The organism is Pseudomonas sp. FIP_A4 (genome assembly GCF_036701605.1).
GTDB lineage: Bacteria > Pseudomonadota > Gammaproteobacteria > Pseudomonadales > Pseudomonadaceae > Stutzerimonas > Stutzerimonas phenolilytica.
Window position 1 is genome coordinate 1 of the sequence record NZ_JAYDXP010000120.1, and the last position, 26157, is coordinate 26157.

At 61.9% G+C, this 26157-nt stretch carries 21 protein-coding genes, 2 tRNA genes and 1 pseudogene; 11 read left to right on the top strand and 13 right to left on the bottom strand.

Annotated features, from left to right (window positions below; translation table 11 throughout):
• Nucleotides 1-146: pseudogene (locus U8L64_RS06565) on the top strand (aminoacyl-tRNA hydrolase); the annotation flags it as partial.
• 166 nt (nt 147-312) lie between these two features.
• On the opposite strand, the gene U8L64_RS06570 reads toward U8L64_RS06565, so the two are convergent.
• The gene (locus U8L64_RS06570) at nt 313-1368 is read right to left on the bottom strand and encodes an asparaginase (protein ID WP_077682504.1); all 1056 of its coding nucleotides are present in this window, start codon (nt 1366-1368) and stop codon (nt 313-315) included.
• A 225-nt stretch (nt 1369-1593) separates the two neighbouring features.
• Here U8L64_RS06570 and U8L64_RS06575 point away from each other — a divergent pair, with 225 nt between their 5' ends.
• From U8L64_RS06575 to soxR, 3 genes are all read left to right on the top strand, one after another.
• Nucleotides 1594-2121 carry a GNAT family N-acetyltransferase gene (locus tag U8L64_RS06575; protein WP_333395005.1) on the top strand — a complete coding sequence of 176 codons (528 nt, stop codon included), beginning with the start codon at nt 1594-1596 and terminating at the stop codon, nt 2119-2121.
• A gap of 223 nt (nt 2122-2344) precedes the next feature.
• Nucleotides 2345-2941, top strand: a complete 597-nt coding sequence (locus U8L64_RS06580) for a LysE family translocator (RefSeq protein WP_234302220.1) — start codon at nt 2345-2347, stop codon at nt 2939-2941.
• Nucleotides 2942-3021: 80 nt separating this feature from the next.
• Nucleotides 3022-3498, top strand: coding sequence for a redox-sensitive transcriptional activator SoxR (soxR, locus tag U8L64_RS06585; RefSeq protein WP_043298390.1), 477 nt, complete (start codon nt 3022-3024; stop codon nt 3496-3498).
• A gap of 86 nt (nt 3499-3584) precedes the next feature.
• Here the strand turns inward: soxR and U8L64_RS06590 are convergent, their stop codons facing one another.
• Complete coding sequence (locus U8L64_RS06590; RefSeq protein WP_234302218.1) at nt 3585-4289, bottom strand: class I SAM-dependent methyltransferase; 705 nt, start codon at nt 4287-4289, stop codon at nt 3585-3587.
• Between the two features lie 181 nt (nt 4290-4470).
• Between U8L64_RS06590 and U8L64_RS06595 the strand changes: the two genes are divergently transcribed.
• The 5 genes from U8L64_RS06595 (at nt 4471) to U8L64_RS06615 (ending at nt 11454) form a co-directional block, all read left to right on the top strand.
• Entirely contained in the window at nt 4471-4728 is a 258-nt protein-coding gene (locus tag U8L64_RS06595) for a type B 50S ribosomal protein L31 (RefSeq protein WP_333395009.1), read from the top strand.
• A 91-nt stretch (nt 4729-4819) separates the two neighbouring features.
• Nucleotides 4820-6775, top strand: a complete 1956-nt coding sequence (locus U8L64_RS06600; RefSeq protein WP_333395011.1) for a TonB-dependent receptor domain-containing protein — start codon at nt 4820-4822, stop codon at nt 6773-6775.
• Between the two features lies 1 nt (nt 6776).
• Complete coding sequence (gene cobN / locus U8L64_RS06605) at nt 6777-10634, top strand: cobaltochelatase subunit CobN (protein ID WP_333395013.1); 3858 nt, start codon at nt 6777-6779, stop codon at nt 10632-10634.
• 17 nt (nt 10635-10651) lie between these two features.
• A complete protein-coding gene (locus U8L64_RS06610) occupies nt 10652-11125 on the top strand; it encodes a MotA/TolQ/ExbB proton channel family protein (protein WP_273526358.1) in 474 nt (157 codons plus the stop codon).
• The gene (locus tag U8L64_RS06615) at nt 11125-11454 is read left to right on the top strand and encodes a DUF2149 domain-containing protein (RefSeq protein ID WP_054094918.1); all 330 of its coding nucleotides are present in this window, start codon (nt 11125-11127) and stop codon (nt 11452-11454) included. Before U8L64_RS06610 ends, U8L64_RS06615 begins: the two co-directional genes overlap by 1 nt.
• 165 nt (nt 11455-11619) lie before the next feature.
• Here U8L64_RS06615 and U8L64_RS06620 read toward each other — a convergent pair.
• Both U8L64_RS06620 and U8L64_RS06625 read right to left on the bottom strand, forming a co-directional pair.
• Nucleotides 11620-11696, bottom strand: a tRNA-Asp gene (locus tag U8L64_RS06620).
• 18 nt (nt 11697-11714) lie between these two features.
• Nucleotides 11715-11790: transfer RNA gene (locus U8L64_RS06625), tRNA-Val, on the bottom strand.
• A 272-nt stretch (nt 11791-12062) separates the two neighbouring features.
• Between U8L64_RS06625 and U8L64_RS06630 the strand changes: the two genes are divergently transcribed.
• Together U8L64_RS06630 and gspD are read left to right on the top strand one after the other, a co-directional pair.
• Nucleotides 12063-12680 (top strand): type II secretion system protein N, encoded by a 618-nt coding sequence (locus U8L64_RS06630; protein WP_138299791.1) that lies wholly within the window; start codon nt 12063-12065, stop codon nt 12678-12680.
• Between the two features lie 3 nt (nt 12681-12683).
• Nucleotides 12684-14933 (top strand): type II secretion system secretin GspD, encoded by a 2250-nt coding sequence (gspD, locus tag U8L64_RS06635; RefSeq protein WP_054094916.1) that lies wholly within the window; start codon nt 12684-12686, stop codon nt 14931-14933.
• Between the two features lie 52 nt (nt 14934-14985).
• Here gspD and U8L64_RS06640 read toward each other — a convergent pair whose 3' ends face one another.
• From U8L64_RS06640 to U8L64_RS06680, 9 genes are all read right to left on the bottom strand, one after another.
• On the bottom strand, nt 14986-16197 hold the full coding sequence (locus U8L64_RS06640) for an O-succinylhomoserine sulfhydrylase (RefSeq protein WP_043298372.1): 1212 nt from the start codon (nt 16195-16197) through the stop codon (nt 14986-14988).
• 42 nt (nt 16198-16239) lie between these two features.
• Nucleotides 16240-17745, bottom strand: a complete 1506-nt coding sequence (gene purF, locus U8L64_RS06645; RefSeq protein ID WP_043298370.1) for an amidophosphoribosyltransferase — start codon at nt 17743-17745, stop codon at nt 16240-16242.
• A 12-nt stretch (nt 17746-17757) separates the two neighbouring features.
• The gene (locus U8L64_RS06650; RefSeq protein ID WP_043298368.1) at nt 17758-18333 is read right to left on the bottom strand and encodes a CvpA family protein; all 576 of its coding nucleotides are present in this window, start codon (nt 18331-18333) and stop codon (nt 17758-17760) included.
• Nucleotides 18334-18468: 135 nt separating this feature from the next.
• Nucleotides 18469-19071: an SPOR domain-containing protein gene (locus U8L64_RS06655; RefSeq protein ID WP_054094915.1), complete on the bottom strand. Its 603-nt coding sequence runs from the start codon at nt 19069-19071 to the stop codon at nt 18469-18471.
• Nucleotides 19058-20359, bottom strand: a complete 1302-nt coding sequence (gene folC, locus U8L64_RS06660) for a bifunctional tetrahydrofolate synthase/dihydrofolate synthase (protein ID WP_333395021.1) — start codon at nt 20357-20359, stop codon at nt 19058-19060. Before folC ends, U8L64_RS06655 begins: the two co-directional genes overlap by 14 nt.
• Complete coding sequence (gene accD / locus U8L64_RS06665; RefSeq protein WP_043298362.1) at nt 20356-21249, bottom strand: acetyl-CoA carboxylase, carboxyltransferase subunit beta; 894 nt, start codon at nt 21247-21249, stop codon at nt 20356-20358. Before accD ends, folC begins: the two co-directional genes overlap by 4 nt.
• Before the next feature lie 179 nt (nt 21250-21428).
• Nucleotides 21429-22058 (bottom strand): phosphoribosylanthranilate isomerase, encoded by a 630-nt coding sequence (locus tag U8L64_RS06670; protein WP_333395024.1) that lies wholly within the window; start codon nt 22056-22058, stop codon nt 21429-21431.
• A gap of 111 nt (nt 22059-22169) precedes the next feature.
• A complete protein-coding gene (gene truA, locus U8L64_RS06675) occupies nt 22170-23048 on the bottom strand; it encodes a tRNA pseudouridine(38-40) synthase TruA (RefSeq protein WP_054094912.1) in 879 nt (292 codons plus the stop codon).
• Nucleotides 23048-25813, bottom strand: coding sequence for a FimV/HubP family polar landmark protein (locus U8L64_RS06680; protein WP_333395027.1), 2766 nt, complete (start codon nt 25811-25813; stop codon nt 23048-23050). Before U8L64_RS06680 ends, truA begins: the two co-directional genes overlap by 1 nt.
• Between the last annotated feature and the right edge of the window lie 344 nt (nt 25814-26157).

Sequence of the window (26157 nt, forward strand, 5' to 3'; positions counted from 1 at the left end):
CCATCCTGGTTGCCCACGATGAACTCGACATGCCCCCCGGCGTCGCCAAACTCAAGCAGGGCGGCGGCCATGGCGGACACAACGGGCTGCGCGACATCATCGCCAAGCTCGGTAATCAGAACGGCTTCCATCGCCTGCGCCCCGGTGGCGAAGATCGAGGCGGTGGCCACCAGCATGAGGAAGTGGATCTGGATCTTCAGCTGTGTGTCCAGGTAGCCCATGCCGAGGATGTGCGCTCGAGATCGGCCGCCGCCCGCGGCCCGCCCCCCCGCCCCCCCCCCCCCCCCCCCCCCCCCCCGCGACGCTGCCGCTTCACATCGCGTCAAACCCGGCCTGCAGCTCGCCCTGCCCCGTCTTCCCGTCCTGCAGAAGCAGCATGAGCAGAATCCGCGCCTTCTGTGGGCTTAGATTGCCTGCCATGACGGCACCTGCATCCGCAGTCGTTTTGCCGCCGCCCTCGAAGCCGTAGTTGGCCATGACTCGACCGTTGTACACGCGCGTCGAGATCACGACGGGCACCTGCTTGCCCAGCGCGTACTTGACGGCCTCGAACATCGGCTGGTTCATGTTACCCATGCCCAGCGCCTGGACCACGATCCCCTTCGCACCCTGGTCGACCGCGCTGCGAAGCAGGCTGCCATCGGCGCCGCCATACATAGCGACGATATCGACCCTGGGCATGGCGTCGGTCTTGATCTCGATGTGCTGTCGGCGCAACGGCTCTCTCGCGAAGATCACACGATCGGGATAGACCTCCCCGAGAAAACCGTAATCACCGGACTGGAATGTCTCCACGTTTGCCGTATGGGTCTTGGTCACATGACGCGCAGCATTGATCTGGTTGTTCATGGCCAGCAGGACCCCTTTGCCCTTCGCCTGATCATCGACAGCAATACGCACTGCGTTCAGCAGATTGCGCGGGCCGTCGAAGTCAGAAGAGGAAGCGTTGCGCTGTGCCCCGATGACGACGACCGGCTTGTCGGACTCGACGGTCAGGTCGAGCCAGAAAGCCGTTTCCTCCAGCGTGTCGGTGCCGTGCGAGACAATTACGCCCGATACCTCTGGTCGCTCGAGCGCGGTGTTCACTGCCTTGGAGAGTTCGATCCAGCGCGGCGGATCCATGTAGTCCGACGGCACATTCGATAGGTTGTCGACTTCAATGTTCGCGAACTCGGCCACTTCCGGCACCGTGGCAAGCAGATCATCACCTGATATGGCGGGCACCGGCGCTTTTTTGACCGGGTCGATCTTCATCGCGATCGTTCCACCGGTGGCAATGAACTGGACCGTCGGTTTCTCCTGCGCATTGGCGCTGCCAACCAGCGCCAATGCGCAAATCCCGGCCAGTAGAAATGAGCTCTTGTTCATGTCGACTCCTTGCCGATCGCTTATGGGGGCAAAGGAACTGACAAGCGAACCACCGTTTGGTTGGGTTTCCGGCCAGCACGAAAGTAAAGGGGGCACGTCTCCTGCCCGCTTGTAATCATCCCTTGACCTTAACTTGACTTGAAGTCCTAGAGTTGCTCGCGCCGGGTTTGGCAACCCTATTCGTTGCCTCGCCCCCAACCTGCCGCTGAACCAGGACACAAGCATATGTGCTACTTCATGGACACCCCGTGGGATGCCGGATTCTCATCACACTCGCTCAGGCGAATAAACCGCGTTGGCCTCCGGCGAGCCACATGTCGTGATCAGCTGGTCCTGTTCGAGATCCACAGGACCGCATTTCTGCCGCACATCGCCCGGATCTGGGGCTGGGACGAACGCCAGCAGCGAGCCAGCTTCCTCGAGGAGGTGGCCACAACCAATACCTGGGTCGTGGAGACCGACTCGGGCATTGCCGGCTACCTGCAGGTCAAGAGCCAAGCCGGGCGGCTGTACGTGCGCAACATGGCGCTGCTTCCAGAGTTTCAACGCCGGGGAATCGGGACGTGGCTCGTACAGAAGCTCCAGACGAAGGCGGCCGCGCGGGGCATGCCAATCGAGCTCAGCGTTCTCAGGACGAACGTGCCGGCACGGCGTTTCTACGAGCGCCTCGGGTTCGTCAGGACGCGCGATGCGCAAGCCCATTTCGAGTTGACCTGGCACGCCCCGAGCGTGAGCAACAGGCTTGATTGTTGAGCCGAGGGAACCGTCAAAACACGTGGCAGTAGGGATCATCACGCATCGCGGGACGGTTGCGCGCCGCTTGACGTCGAGGCGTTGTCCACGCAGCGCCACTGTTCGGGTCGATTCGATGGCGGCTGTACATGGAGCACGGCCATTCGAAGACCGAGACTGCTCTGCGCTGGCTGCCAGTCGAAAGCCTGTCGTTTCCAGTCGATAGCCCACCCCGGAGGGAACCATGCCGTCAGAAACCCTGCTTGCCTTCATCACCTATGCCTTCGTGACATCCATTACCCCGGGGCCGAATAACACCATGCTGCTGGCCTCCGGCTTGAACTACGGCTTTGTTCGCAGCCTGCCGCACGTCCTGGGCATCAGCATCGGCTTCGCGGTGTTGGTGATGGGGGTGGGCGCAGGTCTGGGGCGCGTATTCCAGACCTACCCCGCGCTGTATGACCTGCTGCGGATCGTTGGCGCCGCTTACCTGTTGTATTTGGCCTGGCAGATCGCGACGGCGCTCCCGGTGCAGGAAGCCTCGACGCATGGGCGTCCGTTCGGATTCTGGAAGGCCGCGGGGTTCCAATGGGTCAATCCGAAGGCATGGATCATGGCCATCGGGGCCATCACCGCCTACCTGCCTGCCGGTGGTGGCATGCAGGCCGTCGTGGCGCTGTCGCTGCTATTCGCGATCGTCAACGCGCCCAGCGTGGTGGTCTGGGTCACCTTCGGTACGACGCTACGGCGCTGGCTGACCAATCCGCGTCATCTACGAGCCTTCAACATATCGATGGCGTTATTGCTCGTGGCGTCGTTACATCCGCTCCTGCGTGGATAAGCGAGCTCGTCATCAGCGCAACGCCAGCGCATGGCGGAAGTGAAGTGAGCTTCATCGTGTTCGACTCAAGGGAGCTACCAGTGGCTGGAAAGGCAAGCAAGAAGGATCCCCTGCTACCCATCGGCGAAATCACCAGACGTAGCGGCATAGCGGCATCGGCGCTGCGCTACTACGAGTCGCTCGGTTTGATCAGCTCGTCCCGCCAGGGAACCAGTCGCCGCTTCTTCCCACGGTCGACGCTGCGCCGGGTGGCCTTCATCATCTTCGCCCAGAAGATCGGCTACTCGCTCGAGGAGATCGGCCAGCAGCTGGCGCGCCTGCCCACCGGAAAGCTACCGACGAACAAGGATTGGCAAGCCCTCTCTCGCGGATGGAAGCAACAGGTCGCCCAGCGCATCGGGGAACTGCAGCGACTCGACATGGACCTTGATCACTGCATCGGTTGCGGCTGCCTTTCGCTGCAGCGCTGCAAGCTGGCGAATCCAAATGACGCGGCCGGAGCCAGCGGCACCGGCCCACGACTGTGGCTGACTGACCAGAGGCCGGAGCAGGGATGAGTTATTGGCCTGAGTCGCGTGCTGATTGACTCCGCCAGTGCAAGGGGACCATCCGTTGTGAAAACGGCAGCGGAGCGTCGCAAGGCTTATTCCTTCCTCCTGACCGTCGAAACCCAGCCTTGCATCAATCCGGCCTGGAAGAACTGCACGGGCGTTTCGAATCCGGCTTGCTCGATAATGCGCCCGACCTGTTCCGTCGACAGGATGGCCACGTCCTTGGCATAAGCCTTCCGCGCACGCGCCAGCATCTCCGGTTGCACGCCGGCCGAGGACATCAGCGTCATCCAGCTGCGCAGCAGCGTCTCGTATGCCGGTGACTGCACGTCAGCGGCAAGATCGGCCGTTGCCAGCAACCCGCCGGGCTCGAGCCTTCGCGCGATCTTGTGGAAGAAGTCCACGCGCGCCTGGCGCTCGAGCAGGAACTGAGAGACCAGGAAGCAGGTCGCCGCGTCGTGGGCGGGCTGCAAGGGCAACGTGTCGAGGTAGCCTTCATGGAAGGTGCATCGCGCGAGGAAGCCGCCCTGCCGAGCTCGCTCACGGCACCTTTCGAGCATCGCACCCGAAGGGTCCACGGCGGTGAACTGCCAGCCGGGGAACCTCTGCGCCAGGTGCCCCAGTTCCGCACCGGTGCCGACACCCACGCAGAGAATCCGGGCGTTGGCCGGCAGATCGGCGAACAGCGATCCGAGCAGCAAATGCAGCGTATCGCGAATCGGCGCCATGCCCGCCCATTGCTGGTCGTAGCCCTGGGCCTGCTGATCGAATAGCGCTTTCAGTTCATCTGGTTGCATGGCTTGCCGCCTCTCTCTTTAGATGTTGAACCCGCCTAGACCCGGCGATCACCGACATCTGCCCTGCGCAGGCGCTTGAGGATATCCCGCGTGTGCAACGTCGATGGGGTTGTGTCCAGTTGATTGCTCGCTTTAATTGTTATGATATAACATCTTTCCTGTCACTCTGAGGACTCACTACATGAAGCCTGGCATCCACCCTGACTACCGCCCCGTTCTGTTTCATGACACGGCAGCCGACGTCTATTTCCTGATCTGCTCGACGGCTGAAACGACTCGTACTCATCAGCACAGCGACGGCAATACCTATCCGTACATCGCGCTCGACGTGTCCAGCGCGTCGCACCCGATCTACACCGGCAAGCAGCGCAAGACCACGACCGAAGGCCGCGTCGCCGGCTTCAACAAGCGCTTCGCCAGTTTCACCATCCAGAGATAACCCGCGCCACCTGCCGCAGGGCCCGGGACGCTCCATTCGAGCGGACCGCGTCGCTGCGCACGTTCGCCCGTGCTTTCAAGGAAGACGCCCCATGCCCCGCCCTCACCGCCTGAGCGCTACCCGCCCTCATGCTCGACTCATCCCCTGCCTAGCCCTTTTACCGCTGCCGGTCTTAGCCGAGCAGGTCTTGCATCTCCAGCCCACTGTCGTGACCGCGACCTCTACCCTGCAGGCGCTCGAGGACGCCCCAGCCAGCATGACGGTGATTAGCCAGGAAGAGTTGGCGCTGCGTCCGGTGCAGGACCTCGAGGATGCGTTGCGCGGCACCCCGGGGTTGCAGTTCACCGGCGTTGGCATGACGCGCCGGGGAGTGAGCATCCGCGGGATGGGCAGCGAGCACACCCTCGTGCTGGTCGACGGACAGCGCATCGGCAGCGCCGCCGGCGCCGTGGCGCACGCCGATTTCGATCTGGGCTGGGTGCCGGTCGAAGCCATCGAGCGCATCGAGGTCGTGCGCGGCCCGATGTCCTCGCTCTACGGCTCCGAAGCGCTGGGCGGCGTGGTGAATATCATCACCCGTCGCAGTACCGATACCTGGCAGGGTGCGGCGCGACTCGACGGTGGCGTCAGGGAAGATGACCGGGGTGGCCAGACGCACCAGTTGGGTACTTACGCCGGTGGCCCTCTGGTCCCAGGCGTGCTCGGGCTTTCGTTCACCGGCGAGACGCGTCGCCAGCAGGAAACGCCGCTGCACCGCGACGCGCCCCTCTCCGAGATCGAAGGCCGGGATGCCGACAGTGCAAGCGCCACGCTCAGCTGGACGCCGGATGCCGCGCAGCGAATCGACTTCGGCTACGCCAGCGGCCAAGAAGACCGCTGGCGCAACACCCGCGGCGCCAGCCGAGCTCCGGTCGAATACGAATCCCATGATCGCATCGAGCGCGAGCGATTTTCCCTCGCGCATCGGGGCGATTGGTCATGGGGCAAAAGCTCCGTGCGCGCCTATCGCAACACGCTGGAACGCACCAACCGCTACACCCACGGGATCATCCCAACCTCGCCGCGTCAGGAACTCACCGATGACGTGATCGACGGCAGCTTGAGCGTACCGGCCGCTGCGCACCTGTTCACCTTCGGCGGCGAATGGCGCAAGGAGCTGCTGGAAGATGCCGGTTTTGCGCGTGGCGATGCGCGGACCATTCATCGTGCCCTGTTCCTGCAGGACGAGATCGAGCTCGCCCCGTCGTGGTCGCTCGTCGTGGGAAATCGTTTCGATCGTCATGAAACATACGGCTGGCACAACAGCCCGCGCGCCTACCTCGTGCATCACGTCACCGATGCGCTGACGATCAAGGGCGGCGGCGGTCGTGGCTTCAAGGCCCCATCGCTCAAGCAGTTGTCGCCAGGCTACTCGGCCATCGGCGGCGGCGGGATGTTCACCATCCACGGCAATCCTGACCTCGAACCGGAACTCAACACGACCTACGAACTCAGCGCGGACTATCAGGCCAATGGCTGGACCCTCAATGTCGGCCTGTTCCAGAACAACGTGCGCGGACTGATCCAGACGCTGTGCGTTGCCAGCTGCGGACTGCGCGGTCGGGAGGTGCGCAACTACGACAACGTCGACCAAGCTCGCATTGGTGGCATCGAGCTCGGCGGCAGCCTGGAGCTGCCCGCCGACCTGCGCTGGGAGCTGAACTACACCTATCTCGACGCCATCGACCGCAGCGCTGACCGCCGGCTTGGCGATCGCGCACGCCATCTGGCCAATACGCAGCTGCAATGGACGCCAACCGCAGATTTCTCCGCACAGTTGCGTGGCGAGTACGTCGGCAGTCAGCTCACCTACACCAGCAACATCGCCCATGCGGTACCGGCCTACAGCCTCTGGCACCTTGAGCTGACCCAGCGCATCACCGACAGCCTGAGCGTACGCGGCGGCATCGAGAACCTCACGGACCAGGACTTCAGCGACACGTCGGAACACTTCACCTTCGCCGACCCCGGGCGCACCTATCACGTCGGCGTGAGGCTGAGTTTCTGACATGCGCCTTCCGTTCTATATGGGCATCATCCTGCCCATGCTCGCAAGCCTGTCGGCTGCCGCCGAATTGCCACCCGATTCTCTCGAGGTGCAGGTCGTCGCCACCGACTTCGTGCTGCAGGGCAAGATCGACAGGCTCGCGCAACGGGCGGCCGAGTTCGGCGTCGCGCTGAGCCGCGCGCCCATGCACGCGCAGGACTCGACAGCCGATACGCCTGACTTGCTCATCCTCGACGTGCCGCGTCCGGCCGACCTGGTCGCGATACAGCAAGGCCTTGGCGAGCGACTGAACAACACGCGCTTACCCTGGATTCGCGTCGGTGGCGGCCCGTCGGCGTTCGGCAACCTGCCTGCCCCGGTGGCCAGACGGCTGATCGGCTATTACGCCAATGGCGGGCGACAGAACCTCGACAATCTGTTCGCCTATCTGCGCGCCTGGCACGACCGCGCGCAGCTGGACGCGATACCGCCTCCGGTCACGCTCGTCGACGCCGGCATCTACCATCCGGCGGCACCGAAGCCCTTCGCGCAGGTGGAAGACTACCTGGCGTGGGGCACGGCACGCTGGCGGTCGGATGCGCCACGGGTGGCCTTCGCCATTCACCGCGGAGCGCTGGCCGACGACCAGCTTCGGCTGATCGACACCTTGATCACGCGGAGCGAGGCGCGTGGCCTGGCGCCTATGGCGTTCTGGATGGACGACACGGATCCCAAGGCACTCACGAAAGTGCTCAGTCCCGCACGCAGCGAGGTGCTCGTCAACCTGCAGCACATGCAGAACGGGCCGGCGCGGCAGGCCGAGTTCCTCGCGCTCGGTATTCCGGTGCTGGCCACGCTCACTTGGCGCGAAGGCGATCGCACCCACTGGCGCGCCTCAGCCAGTGGCATCAAATCCCATACCGCAGCCGCCATGCTGACCGTCCCGGAAACCTGGGGCATGACCGACCCAATGGTGATCGCCGCCATCGAAGACGGCCAGCCGACGCCAATTCCCGAGCAGCTCGACGCCCTGCTGGCCAAGGTCGAGCGCCTGGCCCGGCTGCGCTACCTGCCCGCTTCCGAAAAGCGCTTGGCGCTGATGTTCTGGAACCATCCGGGCGGCGAGAAGAACGTCACCGCCTCCAACCTCAACGTGCCGCGCAGCCTCGCCAAGCTGACGTCCGCGTTGCGCAAAGCGGGCTATGCGGTGCCCGAACGCAACGAGATCGATCTGATCGAAACCGCGCATCGCCTGCTGGGCGGCTACTATCGGCCCGAAACCCTCGATGCCCTGCTCGCCGACAGGCTCGCCATCTCACTCCCATTGCCTGAGTACCAACGCTGGCTCGCGGATTTGCCAGAGTCGAGCCGACAGGCGCTGGCCGAGCGCTGGGGCGATCCGGCGAGACACTGGGCATTGCGCGATATCGAGGGGCAACCCCATTTCGTTATACCCGCTGTCCGCCTGGGCACGCTGTTGCTGCTACCGCAACCGCCACGCGCGGGGCGGCCAGGTGAGGCCTACCACGACAGCAAGGTTCCGCCCGACCACCTCTACCTCGCCGCCTACCAGGCGGTGCGAGAACGCTTCAAGCCCGATGCGCTGATCCACTTCGGCACCCACGGCACCCAGGAATGGCTGCCAGGCAAGGACCGGGGACTCGCGGTCGGCGACTACCCCTTCCTCGCCTTGGACGATCTTCCGGTGTTCTACCCTTATATCCAGGACAACATCGGCGAAGCCATCCAGGCACGCCGCCGGGGTCGCGCCGTCATCGTCAGCCACCAGACGCCTCCGTTCGCACCGGCCGGCCTCTACGACGAGCTACGCGACCTGCATGAGCTGCTCCACGAGTACCAGCAGCTCGACGAGGGTGCGGTGCGGGAAGCGACCGCCGAGCGAATCCGCCAGGCAGCCATGAAAGCGGAGCTGCTGGCCGATCTGGGCTGGGACGGCACCCGTATGCACGGCGAACCCGAGGGGTTCCTGCAGGCGCTGCATGATCATCTGCACGAGATGGCGCAGGCCAACATACCCTTGGGGCTGCATACCTTTGGGGAACCGGCGCGCCCCGAGCATCGCCTGGCCACGGTGCTCCAGCAGCTGGGGCGCCCCTATCTTCAAGCGCTGGGCGTCAGCGAAGACGAGCCAGTCGCCGAGGACTTCACCGGGCTGCAGGCGAGCCTCCCCTACCGTACCCTGCAGCGATTTGTGCGCGACGGCGAAAGCCTCGATGCGATCGACGATGCTCGGCTGCGCGAGCAGATCGAAAGAGCCCTGGTACTGGACGCGCAGCTGGCCGAGACGGGGGAAATCGAAGCCCTGCTCGAAGGGCTTGCCGGTGGTTTTGTCCCACCGGGCCCAGGTGGCGACCCGGTACGCAATCCGGATGTGCCCAGCGGTCGCAATCTCTACGCCTTCGAGGCGAACAAGCTGCCAACCCGCGCAGCCTACGAGGCGGGAGGCACCGCGTTCGAACAACTGATCCAAACCTACCGGGCAGATCATGACGGCAAGATGCCGGAAAAGCTGGCCTTCAGCCTGTGGTCGTCCGAAGCCATGCGCCATCTGGGCATTCTCGAAAGCCAGGTCCTGCACGCACTGGGTGTGCGTCCCATCTGGGACGCAGGTGGGCGTGTGCAAGCACTGGAGATCATTCCGGCAGCGGAACTCGGACGACCGCGCGTCGATGTCGTGGTACAGGTCACCAGTGTCTACCGGGACCAGTTCGACGGCTTCATGCGCCTGCTGGCTGACGTTGTGGAACGGCTCTCGCGCCTGGACGAGCCGGGTAACGTTCTGGCCAGCAACAGTCACGCGTTGGCAGTCCGACTGCGCAGCCAGGGTTTCCAGACAGCCACCGCCGAGCGCCTGTCACAGCTGCGCTTGTTCGGCAACGAGCCGGGTGACTACGGTACCGGCGTGTCGCAGCTGACCTTGGACTCGACTACGTGGGACAACGAAGCGGAGCTGGCGGAGCAGTTCCTGTCCCGCCAGCAGCATGGCTACGGCACCGGGAACTGGGGCGAGAAGATCGACGGCCAGAACTTCTTCGCCGAACAACTCAAGGGTGTCCAGGCGGCAGTCATGGCGCGCTCCAGCGAACTGAACGGGGTGCTCTCCACCGACCATCCCTTCGAGTACCTCGGCGGGCTTGCCCTGGCCGTCCGTCATCTGGACGGCGCGAGCCCGTCGCTCTACATCGCCGACCTGCGCAAGCGTGAACCGCGCACCACCGATGCCGCAGGTTATCTCGCCACCGAGCTGCGCAGCCGTTACCTGAACCCGCAATGGATCGCCGCGATGCAGCAGGAAGGCTACGCCGGCACGCTGGAAATCCTGAACGTGGCCAACAACCTCTGGGGCTGGCAGGCGGCCGATCGCAGCATGGTGCGCGCCGACCAGTGGCAGGCGCTGCACGACACCTTCGTGCTGGACCAGCGCGAGCTCGGCGTCAATGAATGGTTCGAGGCACACAATTCCACGGCCCAGGCTCAGTTTATCGAGCGCATGGTCGAGGCGATTCGCAAGGGCTACTGGGATGCGTCTACGCAAACTCGACGCGAGTTAGTCGAGCGATGGCAGGCCCTGACCGCCGAGCACGGCGCCGACGCTGGCGAACCGGTAACCCGCGCATTCATCGAGCAGCTGGCCGCCGGCTTCGGTCTGGCGCAAACGACGCAGCAGGATGCCGATTCGGGGGTGGTCGAGGCTGGCGAGACGGTACGCGGGCGGGTGATGCAACCGATACCCGCGCGACCACCCGACGAGCATGAGCTCTGGCGGCCGCTGCTGGGCATCGTAGTTCTGCTCCTGCTCGCTCTGCTCGGCGTAGTGCACCAGCTAAGGGCCAATCGCCGCATCACCGCTCATTTCTAAACGTGGAAACGAACCGTATGAATACACTTGAATCAGCTCTCTACGAGCTTACCCGCATCTTCCTGATCCCCGTCCTGCTGCTCATCCTGGCGGCCCTGGTCTACGCATTTTTCGTACTAGGCAGCTTCGCCATGGAAGCCTGGCAACGTCGTACCGGACGCTATCGCTCGGTGCTTGCCGCACATCAGCGCGAGCACGGCGGCACGAGTGACGATCTCGAACTGTGGATCATGCAGCGCCTGGAATGGTTGCGTGTGACCTCGCGCAGCGCCCCGATGCTGGGCCTGGTCGCCACCATGATCCCCATGGGACCCGCCCTGCTGGCGCTGACCGAAAGCGATGCCAAGGGCGTTGGCGACAACCTCGTGGTCGCCTTCTCGGCCGTGATCCTGGCATTGGTTGCGTCGAGCATCGCGTTCTTCGTGCTCACCGTGCGCCGCCGTTGGCTGCTTCAGGAGTTGCGCGCGATCGAGCGCGCGGGAGAGAACTGATGCGCTTTCTCGAGCACGACAACGAAGACGACCCGCTGCTCTCGGTGGTCAACCTTATCGATCTGTTCCTGGTGGTGATCGGCATCCTGCTCATCGTCATCGTGCAGAACCCGCTCAACCCGTTCCGGCAGGACAAGGTAGTGGTCGTCGAGAATCCCGGCGAAGCGAACATGCGCATGTTGATCAAGGACGGGCAGGCGTTGAAGCAGTACGAGTCCAGCTCAGAGATTGGCGAGGGCCAGGGTGCAAAGGCCGGCATCACGTACCGATTGAACGACGGACGCATGATCTATGTGCCAGAGGGACCCGATAGATTGCCTGCGAACTAGCCGCAGCAAGGGATACCCGCTCGGTAAATGGCTAGCCAGCCCCGCCAGGGCGACGATTAAGCTGATGGCTGGAACGTGAGTTCCGCAGGGTGTTTTGACGGGCACAAAAAAAGCTGCCCTTGGCAGCTTCTCTTGCTCCTCTTTTTCAGAAAAGAAGGAGATGTATGGCGCAGCGGACGGGACTCGAACCCGCGACCCCCGGCGTGACAGGCCGGTATTCTAACCGACTGAACTACCGCTGCGCGTCGGTCTCGCAAAGATGGTGGCTGATGACGGGATCGAACCGCCGACCCCCTGCGTGTGATGCAGGTGCTCTCCCAGCTGAGCTAATCAGCCGATCGCCTTGCGAGGCGCGCAATTTACTGATCCCCCTTTGCTAAGTCAACAGCGGCATTGGATTTTTTTACCGCGCCGCGGGTCCATCGTTACTGGCTCACGGATTTGAAATCATGCCGCGGCACTATCGCACTGCCTTGCGGTCTTTGTTCTGCCGCGACGGCAACAGGCGTGACGGGTCTCGCGACGGTCACCTGTCGAAAAACGCGATATGTGCCTAAGGTTGAAGACGTAACGGACATAACATCACGATGCGGCATGGAGTAACTCGCTTGTATTTGCCCGGACCGTTGCGGAATTATCGACAGCACGCCCCGCTAGCCCTGAGCGCCCTGCTGGTCTGCCTTTTCGGAATATACCTGGCGAAGCAGATCGAAACGGTGTGGCAACTAAGCCGCGCCCCGCTCACGGTAGAGGTCAGCCCTCCCGCCGCCAGCGCTATTGGCAGTTCCGATCCAGCGCGCCTGGATGTCCTTTTTGGTGCGCCGCCTACCCTCCAGAACAGTGCAACGGCCAACGCCTCAGGCGTGACCCTGCATGGCAGCTTCGTGCATGCCGACCCCAGTCGCTCCAGCGCCATTGTTCAGCTCGACGGCCAGCCCCCCCAGTTGGTCTGGCAGGGCCAGGAACTACAGAGCGGCGTGGTACTGCGCAGCGTGCATCCTGACCATGTGCAACTCATGCGCGACGGCCAGATAGAACGGCTGGACTTTCCCGCGGTACGTTCGCCGGTGTTCGTTCCCGATGAAGCAGTGCAAACGTACGAGACCGAAGACGCGGGCACCGAAGAAATGCAGCAACAGATGGAGGCGCTACGCCAGCAACTGGAGAACGCCGTCAGCCCGCCCGCTTCGCCCACCCCGAACGTACCGACCAAGGAAGATGACTGAACGATGCCGCCGTTTCTCATGCGTCCGTTGCTTGCCCTGACCCTATCCAGCGTTCTGATCATGCCGTCGGCTGCACTGGCGGCAGCTGGCGACGCCGGTATCGAGCCAAGCGCCAGCCAGGAAGACGGTTGGACCATCAACCTGAAGGATGCCGACATCCGCGCATTCATCGATCAGGTCAGCCAGCTCAGCGGCCAGACGTTCATCGTCGACCCTCGGGTCAAAGGCCAGGTCAGCGTCGTATCCAACGCCACGCTGACGATGGATGAGGTCTACCAGCTATTTCTTTCGGTGATGGCGACTCACGGTTTCAGCGTGCTGGCACAGGGCGAGGTCGCGCGCATCGTGCCCAACGCCGAGGCGAAGGCCGAGGCCGGTGGCGGTCCGGCCGGCGGCGATCAGCTTGAAACGCGCGTCATCCAGGTTCAGCACACCGCGGCGACCGAGTTGATTCCGCTGATTCGTCCGCTAGTACCGCAGTATGGCCATCTCGCTGCGGTCACGTCTGCCAACGCGCTGATCATCAGCGATCGCAGCGCCAACATCGCGCGCATCGAGGATCTGGTACGGCAACTGGATCGCACCGAGAGCGACGACTACAGCGTGCTCAATCTGCGCCACGGCTGGGCCACCGATATCGCCGAGGTCCTGCGCAATTCCTTGATTCGCGGAGACGCGAAAAGCACTGCCGGGCTGCAGATCATCGCCGACTCGCGCACCAACCAGCTGATTTTCATTGGCCCACCGCAGGCTCGCAGCAAGCTGGCCAGCCTGGCACAGACGTTGGACACCCCCGCCACCCGCTCGGCCAATACGCGGGTAATCCGCCTGCGGCACAACGATGCCAAGTCGCTGGCCGAAACCCTCGGTGATATTTCTGAAGGTCTGAAGGATTCCGGCGAAGGCGAAACGACCACCACCCGCAGCCAGAACATCCTGATTCGTGCCGACGAAAGCCTCAACGCCCTGGTGCTGCTGGCCGAGCCGGAGCTGATCGGCACGCTGGAGAGCATCGTCCGCCAGCTGGATGTGCCGCGCGCACAGGTCATGGTCGAGGCTGCAATCGTCGAGGTTTCCGGCGATATCAGCGACGCTCTGGGGGTGCAGTGGGCAGTCGATGCACGTGGCGGCACGGGTGGTGTAGGCGGTGTCAATTTCGGCAACACGGGGCTGTCGATCGGCAGCGTGCTGAACGCCATCGACGAAGACGAGATACCGAGCAACCTGCCCGACGGTGCGATCATCGGCATCGGTACACGCAGCTTCGGCGCGCTGATCACCGCGCTGTCGTCCAACAGCAAGAGCAACCTGTTGTCGACGCCGAGCCTGCTGACGCTGGACAACCAAGAGGCCGAAATCCTCGTCGGCCAGAACGTGCCGTTCCAGACCGGCGCCTATACCACCGACTCCTCGGGTGCGAACAATCCGTTCACCACCATCGAGCGGCAGGATATCGGCGTTACGCTGAAGGTGACCCCGCACATCAACGAGGGCGCCACGCTGCGTCTGCAGATCGAGCAGGAAATCTCGTCCATCGCGCCGACCGCGAGCCTCACCGCACAGGCTGTGGACCTGGTCACCAACAAGCGCTCGATCAAGAGCACCATTCTTGCCGAGGATGGCCAGGTGATCGTGCTCGGCGGCCTGATTCAGGACGATGTAACCCGCACCGACTCCAAGGTCCCGCTGTTAGGTGATATTCCGTTGCTCGGTGCGCTGTTCCGCTCGACGCAGGAGAGTCATGTCAAACGCAATCTGATGGTCTTCCTACGCCCTACGGTGGTGCGTGACCGCGCAGGCCTGGCCGCGCTATCAGGCAAGAAGTACAGCGATATCCGCGTGATCGAGACTGACTCGGCCAGCCCCACCATTCTTCCCGCCAATCCCGAGCGTCTGTTCGATGGCCAGGGCGAACCGGCGCCGGCCATCGATCTGCGCGCCAACGAGCCAAGCCAAGGCTCGCTGGCACCGCCTCCGCCGCCGCGCGGCACCAAATCGAGCGCTCCCTCCAACGCCACAGGCAGCTGGGCGATTCAGCTGGCCAGTCTGCGCAACCCGGCTAATGCCGAAGCGATGCGCGAGCGCCTGGTCGGACTTGGCTATGAGGCTTATGTTCGACCAGGCAGCAATACGAGTCGGGTCTACGTCGGACCATTGGCGAGCCGCGACGAGGCCGTACGCCTACGTGAGCAGCTCTCGAAGGAACAACGCCTGGACGGCATCGTGCTGAAAATCGAGCCTACACGCGAATAAGCCGCCGAGGCTCATTCGCACGGCTGCCAGCAGTAGCCGCCGTTCGGTCTAATCAAAGCGCCGCGAGGCCGCGCGCCAGATCGGCCTGCAGATCAGCGACATCTTCCAGCCCGACCGCCACGCGGATCAGACTGTCGCTGATGCCGGCGCTGGCGCGATCCTCGGCAGACAGTCGGCCGTGCGTAGTCGAGGCCGGATGGGTGATGGTGCTCTTACTGTCGCCCAGGTTGGCCGTGATGGAAATCAGTCGGGTGGCATCGATGAAGCGCCAAGCACCCTCCTTGCCTCCTTTGACCTCGAAGCTCAACACGGCACCAAAACCCTTCTGCTGACGCTTCGCCAGTTCATGCTGCGGGTGGCTGGGCAAGCCTGCGTAATAGACCCGATCCACCGCTGGTTGGCGCTCCAGCCATTCGGCCAGTTGCTGTGCGCTGGCACAATGGGCCTGCATGCGCAGGCGCAGGGTTTCCAGCCCCTTGAGGAAGACCCAGGCGTTGAACGGGCTGAGCGTCGGACCGGCGGTACGCAGGAAGCCGACAATCTCCTTCATCTGTTCGCAGCGTCCCGCAACCACACCGCCCAGACAGCGCCCCTGCCCGTCGATGTACTTGGTCGCCGAATGAATGACGATATCCGCGCCAAGCGCCAGAGGCTGCTGCAGCACCGGCGTGCAGAAGCAGTTGTCGACCGCAAGCAATACGCCTTTGGCTCGGCAGAGTTGGGCCAGCGCAGCGATATCCACCAACTCCGCCAGCGGGTTGGACGGCGACTCGACGAACACCAGTTTGGTGTTGGACTTGAAGGCTGATTGCCACGCCGAAAAATCGGTCAGTGGCACGTAGTCGACCTGCACACCGAAGCGTTTGAAGTACTTCTCAAACAACGAAACGGTGGCGCCGAACACGCTGCGCGACACCAAAATATGATCGCCGGCCGAGCATAGGCTCATCACGGTCGCCAGAATCGCGGCCATGCCGGACGCCGTCGCGACGGCCTGCTCGGCACCTTCCAACGCCGCGATTCGCTCTTCGAAGGTGCGCACCGTGGGGTTGGTGTAGCGCGAATAGACGTTACCCGGCACTTCACCGGCAAAGCACGCAGCCGCAGCTGACGCGCTGCGAAACACATAGCTGGAGGTGAAGAACAGCGGCTCGCCGTGCTCTGCCTCCGGGGTGCGATGCTGCCCGGCACGTACGGCCAGAGTGTCGATCCCGACGCCGTCGAGATCGCTGTCCAGCCGCCCGGCTTCCCACTCAGTGGTCATTCTTGCTACCTCCAGCGCCGCAGCCGCACCGCGGCGCCCAGCTTAGTCGTTGTACAGATCGATGATGGCGCTTACGGCATTGGCCTTGGACTTGCTGAGGTCGTTGCGCGCCTGTTCGATCCGGTGCAGATAGGCGTCATCGATATCGCCGGTGATGTACTTGCCATCGAACACCGCGCAATCGAAGTGCTCGATCTTCACCTTGCCGCCACCGACGGCTTCGATCAGATCCTCCAGGTCCTGATAGATCAGCCAGTCGGCGCCGATCAGCTCGGCCACTTCCTCAGTGCTGCGGTTGTGCGCGATCAGCTCATGGGCGCTGGGCATGTCGATGCCGTAAACGTTCGGGTAGCGCACCGCTGGCGCTGCCGAACAGAAGTACACGTTCTTCGCGCCAGCCTCGCGCGCCATCTGGATGATCTGCTTGCAGGTGGTACCACGCACGATCGAATCATCAACCAGCAACACGTTCTTGCCGCGGAATTCGAGGTCGATGGCGTTGAGCTTCTGGCGCACCGACTTCTTGCGCGCTGCCTGGCCGGGCATGATGAAGGTCCGGCCGATATAGCGATTCTTGACGAAGCCTTCACGGAATTTCACCCCCAGCCGGTTCGCCAGTTCGAGCGCAGCAGTACGGCTGGTATCCGGAATCGGGATAACCACGTCGATATCATGCTCGGGACGCTCGCGCAGAATCTTGTCCGCCAGTTTCTCGCCCATGCGCAGGCGCGCCTTGTACACCGACACGCCATCCATCAGGGAATCGGAGCGCGCCAGATAGACGTACTCGAAAATGCACGGCGAGAGCTTCGGAGCGTCCGCGCATTGACGGGTGAACAACCGGCCATCAGTGGTGATATACACCGCCTCACCCGGCGCCAGGTCACGGATCACGGTGAAGCCGAGCACGTCGAGCGAGACGCTTTCCGAGGCGATCATGTACTCGACGCCTTCATCGGTATGACGCTGGCCGAAGACAATCGGACGGATTGCATTTGGGTCACGGAAGCCAACGATGCCGTAGCCCGTCACCATAGCCACAACCGCATACCCCCCTCGGCAGCGTTCGTGGACCTTGCTGACCGCGGCGAACACGTCTTCCTCGGTTGGCTGCAGCTTGCCGCGTACCGCCAGTTCATGAGCGAACACGTTGAGCAGCACTTCCGAGTCCGAGCTGGTGTTCACATGGCGCAGATCCGACTCGTAGATTTCCTTGGTGAGCTGCTCAACGTTGGTCAGATTGCCGTTGTGTGCCAACGTGATGCCGTAGGGCGAGTTGACATAGAACGGCTGCGCTTCGGCCGAACTGGAACTGCCGGCGGTGGGGTAGCGGACGTGGCCGATGCCCATATTACCGATCAGACGCTGCATGTGACGCTGCTGGAACACGTCTCGCACCAGACCGTTGTCCTTGCGCAGAAACAGGCGATCGTCGTGGCTGGTGACGATACCGGCGGCATCCTGCCCACGATGCTGCAGTACGGTAAGCGCGTCGTACAGCGCCTGATTGACGTTCGACTTACCGACGATGCCGACAATGCCACACATGCAAGGAACCTCTCAGTTTGTTTCAGGCTGACGCGCAGGCAGGAAACTGCCAGAAGCGTCTTCAATAAATTTTGCAGAACCGGACGGATCGAGCGAACTGGCCAGCCATTGGCTGCTGAACTCGAGAATCAGGTTCTTGGACCAATCGGCAACCAGCAGAAAGTGCGGTAGCAGAACCGACTCCTTCCACCAGAGATCCTCCTGAACCGGCGCAAGGCTGAGCAAGCCGGCCAGCACTACCACCAGCAGTCCACCACGCGCCGCACCGAATACCATGCCCAACAAACGATCGGTACCGGACAGACCGGTCACCCGAATCAGTTCACCAATCAGGAAATTGACCAGCGCCCCCACTAGCAGCGTGGCGATGAACAGGATGGCGCAAGCCGCGATGATTCGTGCCGAGGGCGTGCTGATGAACTCTGCCAGATGATGCGACAAGGCACCGCCGAACATCCAGGCGATCACCCCGGCAATGATCCAGGTCAGCAGCGACAAGGCTTCCTTGACGAAGCCTCGCTTCAGACTGATCAGACTGGAGACAGCAACGACGGCGATGATGATCCAATCGACCCAGGTAAAAACCACGACGTCTTCTGCATAGAGGAAAGGCGGCGCATTTTAGCAGACGGCCGGCGACGGAGTAAGCACAAACACCCTGCGCGATCGCGCCGAGCGCAACCCCCGCTCGACGAAGCTCGCGCTCGCCGGATCTGGTCCGGCTCAGCGCGGTTCCGGTTTGAAGCGCACCACGAAACCATTCAGCTTCTGCTGGCGCTGCAGCTGATCGCGCAAACGGTTGGCCTCGTCACGCTCGATGAGTGGCCCGACAAACACCCGGTTCATTCCGTCTGCGGTGCGAATGTAGGCGTTATAGCCCTGCTCACGCAGGGTCTTCTGCAGCTTCTCTGCACCCGCTCGATTGGACAGGCTGGCCAACTGGATGGACCAGCTCACTGGCAGGTTATCGGCATCCACGCGAGGCTGCGGTACAGGATTCGCCTGCGCAGGTGCTTTCACCTGCTCCGACTCGGCCACCGCCGGCGACTCGGTCGGCACAGCTGAAGGGACAGCCGCCGCCTGAGCACTGGCATTGTCTTCGACGATCTCGAAACCCTCGGGAATTGATTTAGGTTCCGGGACTTCCACCGGCTCGATTTCGATCTGAGCCACCGGCGGCGTATTGGGCATAGCCGGGGCATCGACAACGACATGGCGCAGGTCGTCTTCGCGAGTGAACAGCATCGGCACGAAGATCACCGCCAGGGCGATCAGCACCAACGCGCCGACCATGCGCTGTTTCAATCCTTTATCAAGCAGTGCCATCTCCCGCTTCCTCCATACGCGTGGCGATCCATTGCAGCGCTTCGGCTACGCAATAGAACGATCCGAATAACAGAATCTCGTCCTGCTCACCGGCTTTTTCGCACTGCGACTCTAGCGCCTGCATGAGCGATGCATGGGTGCTCACCGCGGCCTTGCGCTCAACCAAGGCCGCGTGCAGTTCCGCTGCGGGGCGCGAACGCGGGCTGGCAAGCGGCGCAACCGCCCACTCGCTCACGTGCGGCAGCAGGATATCCAGGATGCCGGCAAGGTCCTTGTCCGCCAGCAAACCGAACACAGCCAGGCGCCGGCCGGTCAATAACTGTTGTTCGAGATAGCTGGCCAGGTAGCTGGCCGCATGGGGGTTGTGCGCGACGTCCAATAACAGAGTGAGCGTGCGCCCGTTCCAGCGAATCGTCCGGCGGTCGAAGCGGCCACTGATGCGGGTTTGCTGTAACGCCTTTGCCAGAGTCTCGGGTTGCCACGGCAAATCCAGCAACGCGTAGACCTGCAGCGCAAGCGCAGCATTCTCCAGCGGCAGCGACAACAGTGGGAGATCATGCAGTTCGCGTGATTGGCCGGCCACATCGACGCCGCGCCAGTGCCAGCCGGCTACCCCGCTCGCAAGATCGTAATCCCGGCCACGGAGATGCAAAGGCACCTCCAGCTTCTCGGCCTGCCTCAGCACCGACACTGGTGGCTCCAGATCACCGCATACGGCCGGAACGGTGCGGCGGAGAATCCCCGCCTTTTCGTAACCGACGCTTTCCCGATCATCGCCCAGCCACTCGGCGTGATCGAGACCGATGTTGGTGATCACCGCCACATCGGCATCGATCAGATTGACAGCGTCCAGTCGCCCGCCAAGGCCGACCTCCAGAACCGCGGCGTCAAGTCCGGCTCGCTGGAAAAGCCATAAAGCCGCCAAGGTACCCATCTCGAAATAGGTAAGTGACGTATTCTCTCGCGCCCGTTCGGCAGCCTCGAAAGCCTCGCAGAGCGAGTCATCATCAACTTCCAGCCCCCCGATGCGCACCCGCTCGTTGTAGCGCAGCAGATGCGGCGATGCGTAGACACCGACACTGAGGCCCTGGGCCTGCAGCAACGAGGCGATGAAGGCGCAACTGGAACCTTTGCCATTGGTCCCGGTGACGGTGATCACCTTTCGTGCGGGACGCCCCAGGCCGAGCCGCTGCGCGACCTCGCGAACCCGCTCGAGCCCCATGTCGATGGCCGAGGGGTGCAGTTGCTCAAGATAACTCAGCCAATCTGCGAGGCCGCGGGCGCTCATGCAGAAGCCGCAACCTGCGCAGGCGCAACGGTCGCCGGCAGTCGCTGCAACTGCGCAAGCAGACGGGAAAGACGGGGTCGTAGCTCGGCACGCGGGATAATAAGATCGATGGCACCGTGATCCAGCAGGAACTCGCTGCGCTGGAAGCCCTCAGGGAGTTTCTCGCGAACGGTCTGCTCGATAACTCGCGGGCCGGCGAAGCCAATCAGGGCTTTCGGCTCCGCGACGATGACGTCACCCAGCATGGCCAAGCTGGCCGAAACACCACCATATACCGGATCGGTCAGTACGGAGATGAAAGGCAGCCCTTCTTCACGCATGCGGGCCAGCACAGCGGACGTTTTTGCCATCTGCATCAGCGAAATCAGCGCTTCTTGCATGCGCGCGCCGCCGGAGGCAGAGAAGCATATCAGAGGGCAACGCAGCTCCAGCGCCACATTGGCGGCTCGCACGAAGCGCTCACCAACGATAGCGCCCATCGAACCGCCCATGAAGGAGAATTCAAAGGCACAGGCGACGACCGGCACCTTGAACAAAGTACCCTGCATCGCGATCAGAGCATCCTTTTCACCAGTCTGTTTCTGCGCAGCAGACAAGCGATCCTTGTACTTCTTGCTGTCCCGAAACTTGAGTCGATCCACTGGCTCCAGGTCGCTGGCAATTTCCTCGCGGCCCTCGGCATCGAGAAAAATGTCCAGCCGGGTACGAGCGTCAATGCGCATGTGATGCTGGCATTTCGGACAAACATCCAGCGTCTTTTCCAGTTCAGGGCGATACAGCACAGCCTCGCAGGAGGGACACTTGTGCCACAGCCCCTCGGGTACCGAGCTCTTCTGTGTCTCGGAACGCATGATCGAAGGGATCAGCTTGTCTACCAACCAGTTGCTCATGCTCTTGTTCTCCAAAGCTTCCATTCGGGCCGCATCAACCTCGCGCCCCGATCAATGTATTGTTGCGGCTCGGCACTCCGCATTCGCTAAAGATGAGGCCCCCACTCTTGCGGGCAAGCCAACTGCCCGGCGCCGGCCGCATCGGCGATTCGTACTGGACGGCAAAGAGCCGCCAAGCGTCACATGACAGAGCGAACTCGTTGAACGAACGCGCGAACTTTTTCGGCGCTCTTGATGCCTTTGCTCAACTCAACGCCACCGCTCACATCAACCGCATAAGGGTGTACCTGCGCGATTGCATCGACCACGTTGTCGCAGGTCAGGCCGCCCGCCAGTATCAAAGGCTTGGGCAAATCGTCAGGAATAAGCGACCAGTCGAAACGGGTTCCCGTCCCGCCGGGAACGCCCGCTACGTAGGTATCGAGTAACAGTGCGCTAGCTCCGGCCGCAGCATATCGTGCTGCCGCGGCGCCAATATCGCGCCCAGGCGAAACACGTAACGCCTTGAACCAAGGTCGATGGAATCCTGCGCAGTCGGCAGGTTCCTCATCGCCGTGGAACTGCAACACATCGAGCGCAACCGCATCCAGAATATGTTCGACCTCGCAGCGACTGGCGTCGACAAAAAGTCCGACCACGGTCAGAAACGGAGATAACGCCTCGACGATTTCACGCGCCCGCCTGATGTCGACCACACGTGGACTGTTGGCATAAAACACCAAACCGATGGCGTCCGCCCCAGCCTCCGCGGCGAGCAACGCGTCCTCAACCCGCGTAATCCCACAAATTTTGCTTCGAACGACCGACAAGTCTTACTACCTTTGCGAAAGACAACGGATGGTAGCAAAAGCCGCGCTACCTGCAAGCCGAAGCCTGCAGAGCGTGACTATAGGCGACCATTCCAGCTTAGCGCCGCAACGCTAGTCATTGCTCGGGAGGGAATCCTGATAATCGGCAAGACCGGAAAGAAAGTGCGGACCGAGATACCGTTGAGGCAGCTCAAACTCTTCTGGATATTCAACCCGCACCAAGTACAGTCCGTAAGGATGAGCCGTGACCCCACCGGTTCGACGTATACGCGTCTGCAATACCTGCTGAGCCCATTCGACCGGGCGCTCGCCCGCTCCGATGGTCATCAGAACACCGGCGAAATTGCGCACCATGTGATGCAGGAAGGCATTGGCACGCACGTCGATCACAATGAATTTGCCATGCTGAAGCAACTGCAGATGATGCACGGTCTTCACAGGCGACTTGGCTTGGCACTGGCGCGCCCGAAAGGCACTGAAATCGTGGGTGCCGACAAACGACTTGGCTGCCTCGCGCATCAATTCGATGTCAAGTGGCCGATGGTTCCAGGTAACCTCTTCAGCCATGTGGGCCGGACGAATCTGGTCGTTATAGATAACGTATCGGTATCGGCGCGCCATAGCACTGAAACGAGCATCGAAATGAGCCGGCATCGCCTTTGCCCAAGTTACGCTGATATCACCCGGCAAGTTCATGTTCGCCCCCATGACCCAGGCGTGCATGCTGCGCTCAACCGAAGTATCGAAGTGCACCACCTGCCCGCTCGCATGCACCAGGGCGTCAGTGCGCCCTGCACAGCTCAAGGCAACGGGGTGTCCGCCGGCAACTCTGCTCAACGCGCGCTCAAGCGCTTCCTGGACTGAAGGCACACCCGCACGCTGGCGCTGGAAGCCGCGGTAACGCGACCCTTTGTACTCGACACCCAGTGCAATTCTGGAAACGCCAACGGCAGCCGATTCGGCTGCCGCTTCAGGTACGTCGTGAAGCATCAAGCCAGCTTGGCGAGCATCTCTCTCGCCTCTTGCTGCTGTTGCTCGCTCCCCTCCGAAAGTACCTCGTCGAGAATATCGCGAGCGCCTTCGGCATCGCCCATGTCGATATAAGCGCGGGCAAGATCGAGTTTGGTAGTGGCCTCATCGGTATCCGCGAAGAAGTTGAAATCATCCTCCTCTGCGGCGCTTTCAGGCTCGACACTCAAAAGGTCTGGAGACGCTGTTTTAGTGTCATCCAGACTGCCAGCGGGAATATCAAAATCAACACTATCGTCAGCGGCGCCCTCAACTTGCGACTCGCTCATTGGCTCATGATCAAAAGACAGATCGAAGTCCGCCGACAGCAGCTCCTCATCTACCGTGCCACCGCGATTGGCCGCAACGTCTTCCAGGGAATCGTTCAGATCGAAACTGTAGTTTTCTACCGACGGCTGCCCCCCCTCCACAGAAACGCCTTGCTCTTCAGTTCCGAGATCGAAGGAGAAATCATCCAGCTCATCAGACAGAGAAACTGCTGACGGGGACTTTTCTGTCAAGTCGGCAAAACCATCGTCAGCACCTGCATTCTCTGCCGCGCTGGGCGCCGGCTCATCAACCGAAAGATCATCGAAGTTCAGGGTTTCAGCCTGTGCGGTTTCGCTGATTGGCGTAGCCGGGGTCAGACCGGCCTGATCGCTGTCCAGATCGATATCCAGATCGTCCAAACTCAGGTCGAAGGCGTCGTCCGGATCCTGCCCGGCAGCCCTCGCAGATACCTGCTCCTCGAATTGCAGATCGTCCAGATCGAAATTATCAAGATCGGCATGTGTTGCTACTGCCGCGACGGCTGTGGTGGCGATGGCCGGATACTTGAGCTTGAGCCGTTCGATATCGCTACCGGCACCGCCAATTTCGCGCAACTCCGACTCTTGGCGAGAAAAACCGTCACGATCACCCAGCTCTGCATAAACCTCCATCAGTTTAAGACGCAAATCACTGCGCTGCGGTTCGTCGTTCAGGGCGTTGCGAAGCAGCTCGGCGGCCTGATTGAAACGACCATAGGCAATATAGATATCAGCTTCTGCCAGAGCATCGCCGGTAGAGGCATGCGTCGGAGCAACCGGTTCGGTTTCGACAAACGTAGCAGTGGTGCTCGGGAGCGATGCATCAGAGTCTGAATGCAAATCCTGTAGCGCCCCGGGCTGCAAATTGAAGCTTTCGTTCTCACTCTCCGCGAGGAGTTGCTCTTGAAGCTCGGCTTCCTTCATTGCGTTACGACGGGATAGCGCCATCAGCCCAACCAGCAACAGTAGCAGCGCGCTTCCACCCAGCACACCGAGCAGCATCGGGTTGGCCAGATAGTCGTCAAGCAAACTCGGCTCTTCAGGAGTCGCATCCACAGGATTTGCAGAAGTCGGCTTCGGTGCTGGCGCTGGGGCCGCCGCCGGCTTGGAAGGCTGGGCGCTCTGCGAAGCAGCCGCCGCAGCGCTTGCCGCTGCCTCCTGATCAGTTGTCAGCTCGGCCTTGTTCTCGCTCGCGTGATCTGTTTCATCGCTCTGCGGTTTAGAAGCAGACACGGAATCAGCTTGAACTGCCCGAACATCATCTTGCGACGGACGTTCAGCATTGCTCGTCTCGCCATCGACTGCCAGCTGAGCCTGCAGCTTGGCCAGCTGATCATCCTTAAGCTGCATCAGGCGCTGCAGTTTCTCCAGCTGACCTTGCAGCTCATCCAAGCGCTCTTTCAGATCGACATTTTCGCGCCGACTGGAGTCGAGACTCTCTTGGGTAGTGGCAAGGCGATCACGGAGCGCCTTGCTGTCGCCGCTGGAGCCAGTATCACTGCCAGCGGTGGACTTTCCTGTATCCGGAGCTACAAGCCGCAGGTTATCTCGACTATCACTTTGGGCAGGCGCCTCGCCTGCGTTGGTCCGGCGAGTCGCATCGATCTGTTTCGCCACATCGCGAGGCGCGGTGCGCCCCTGCCGCCAGATCGTATTCTGCTCAGCGACCTGCGCAATGGCCTCGGCCTGAGTGCGGCTGCTGATCTGCTCGGTGTTGGGCAGACGAAGGACTTGGCCACTCTTCATGCGGTTGATGTTGCCACCGATAAAGGCATCTGGATTCAAATCCTGAATCGCGAGCATGGTCTGATGGACCGTGCCAGAGCCAGCGTTTCGCTCGGCAATTTCCCAGAGTGTATCGTGCGAAGAGGTCTTGTACTCGGAGCTGGTCGGCACACGCTCAACCACCTGCCCGGTCGTCGACGCGGATGACGGCGACCTCACCTGACTCGGCGCAGGCGAAACAGTCGGCGTGCGGGCCGGTGCCACCGAGGTGATCGGCAACTGCGGAGCAACAGCAGCTACGGTTTCGGGAGAATAAAGCGGGGGGTCCAGCAACAACGTGTACTCACGCAACAAGCGACCGCTGGGCCATAGAACCTCAACCAGAAAATTGAGATAAGGCTCACGTACCGGCTTGGTCGATGAGACTCGGATGACGCTTTTGCCGTCCGGCCGCAGCACCGGAGTGAATTTCAGATCAGTCAGAAAGTACTGACGATCAATTCCGGCGCGGTTGAACTCCTCAACGGAGGCGAGAGAAGGAACCACCTCGCCCGGAGCGAGCATTTTTGCGTCAAGCAGTTCGATTTCCGCAACCAGTGGTTGATTCAGCGACGATTGCAGCCGGACCTCACCAAGCCCCAGCGCATGGGCCACCTCGGTAGTCAGCGCAGTAGCAGCTGCAATTGCCAGTACCAGATTTCGAACCCGAACCATTGTCTATCCTTTGTTTATCTTTTTCTCGAAGCTTGAGAAAGGGTCTTATGTCACTGCCCGCGCTTTGCAGCGCCCCGATCAGCGATAGGCCGTACTAGCACAACTTAGAAAAGTTCTTCGAATTACCGGTAAGTATCTTTTACAGATGGTGTTTTATCAACAACTTGGCGGACAGCGGGGCATTCCACGCCGCCGCTTTTAGCACGTTATCAGACTCAATCCACAATTTGACCGGCCGCCCCCTCTGCGCGCTGTAGCGCCTCTTCACGCCGAAGCCCCCGGCTCGCTGCCCACCAGCCCCAACGCTCACCGCGCACCGTTCGACGAAGTAACCCACCTGATAT

What these genes read in the sequence shown, in the direction of transcription:
- folC (WP_333395021.1), bottom strand. Translation starts at nt 20,359, where the DNA reads ATGAGCGCCCGCGGCCTCGCAGATTGGCTGAGTTATCTTGAGCAACTG.
- U8L64_RS06610 (WP_273526358.1), top strand. Translation starts at nt 10,652, where the DNA reads ATGAATACACTTGAATCAGCTCTCTACGAGCTTACCCGCATCTTCCTG.
- U8L64_RS06640 (WP_043298372.1), bottom strand. Translation starts at nt 16,197, where the DNA reads ATGACCACTGAGTGGGAAGCCGGGCGGCTGGACAGCGATCTCGACGGC.
- U8L64_RS06595 (WP_333395009.1), top strand. Translation starts at nt 4,471, where the DNA reads ATGAAGCCTGGCATCCACCCTGACTACCGCCCCGTTCTGTTTCATGAC.
- U8L64_RS06680 (WP_333395027.1), bottom strand. Translation starts at nt 25,813, where the DNA reads ATGGTTCGGGTTCGAAATCTGGTACTGGCAATTGCAGCTGCTACTGCG.
- U8L64_RS06655 (WP_054094915.1), bottom strand. Translation starts at nt 19,071, where the DNA reads ATGGCACTGCTTGATAAAGGATTGAAACAGCGCATGGTCGGCGCGTTG.
- accD (WP_043298362.1), bottom strand. Translation starts at nt 21,249, where the DNA reads ATGAGCAACTGGTTGGTAGACAAGCTGATCCCTTCGATCATGCGTTCC.
- cobN (WP_333395013.1), top strand. Translation starts at nt 6,777, where the DNA reads ATGCGCCTTCCGTTCTATATGGGCATCATCCTGCCCATGCTCGCAAGC.
- U8L64_RS06570 (WP_077682504.1), bottom strand. Translation starts at nt 1,368, where the DNA reads ATGAACAAGAGCTCATTTCTACTGGCCGGGATTTGCGCATTGGCGCTG.
- truA (WP_054094912.1), bottom strand. Translation starts at nt 23,048, where the DNA reads ATGCTTCACGACGTACCTGAAGCGGCAGCCGAATCGGCTGCCGTTGGC.
- gspD (WP_054094916.1), top strand. Translation starts at nt 12,684, where the DNA reads ATGCCGCCGTTTCTCATGCGTCCGTTGCTTGCCCTGACCCTATCCAGC.
- U8L64_RS06615 (WP_054094918.1), top strand. Translation starts at nt 11,125, where the DNA reads ATGCGCTTTCTCGAGCACGACAACGAAGACGACCCGCTGCTCTCGGTG.
- U8L64_RS06590 (WP_234302218.1), bottom strand. Translation starts at nt 4,289, where the DNA reads ATGCAACCAGATGAACTGAAAGCGCTATTCGATCAGCAGGCCCAGGGC.
- U8L64_RS06575 (WP_333395005.1), top strand. Translation starts at nt 1,594, where the DNA reads ATGTGCTACTTCATGGACACCCCGTGGGATGCCGGATTCTCATCACAC.
- U8L64_RS06600 (WP_333395011.1), top strand. Translation starts at nt 4,820, where the DNA reads ATGCCCCGCCCTCACCGCCTGAGCGCTACCCGCCCTCATGCTCGACTC.
- purF (WP_043298370.1), bottom strand. Translation starts at nt 17,745, where the DNA reads ATGTGTGGCATTGTCGGCATCGTCGGTAAGTCGAACGTCAATCAGGCG.
- U8L64_RS06580 (WP_234302220.1), top strand. Translation starts at nt 2,345, where the DNA reads ATGCCGTCAGAAACCCTGCTTGCCTTCATCACCTATGCCTTCGTGACA.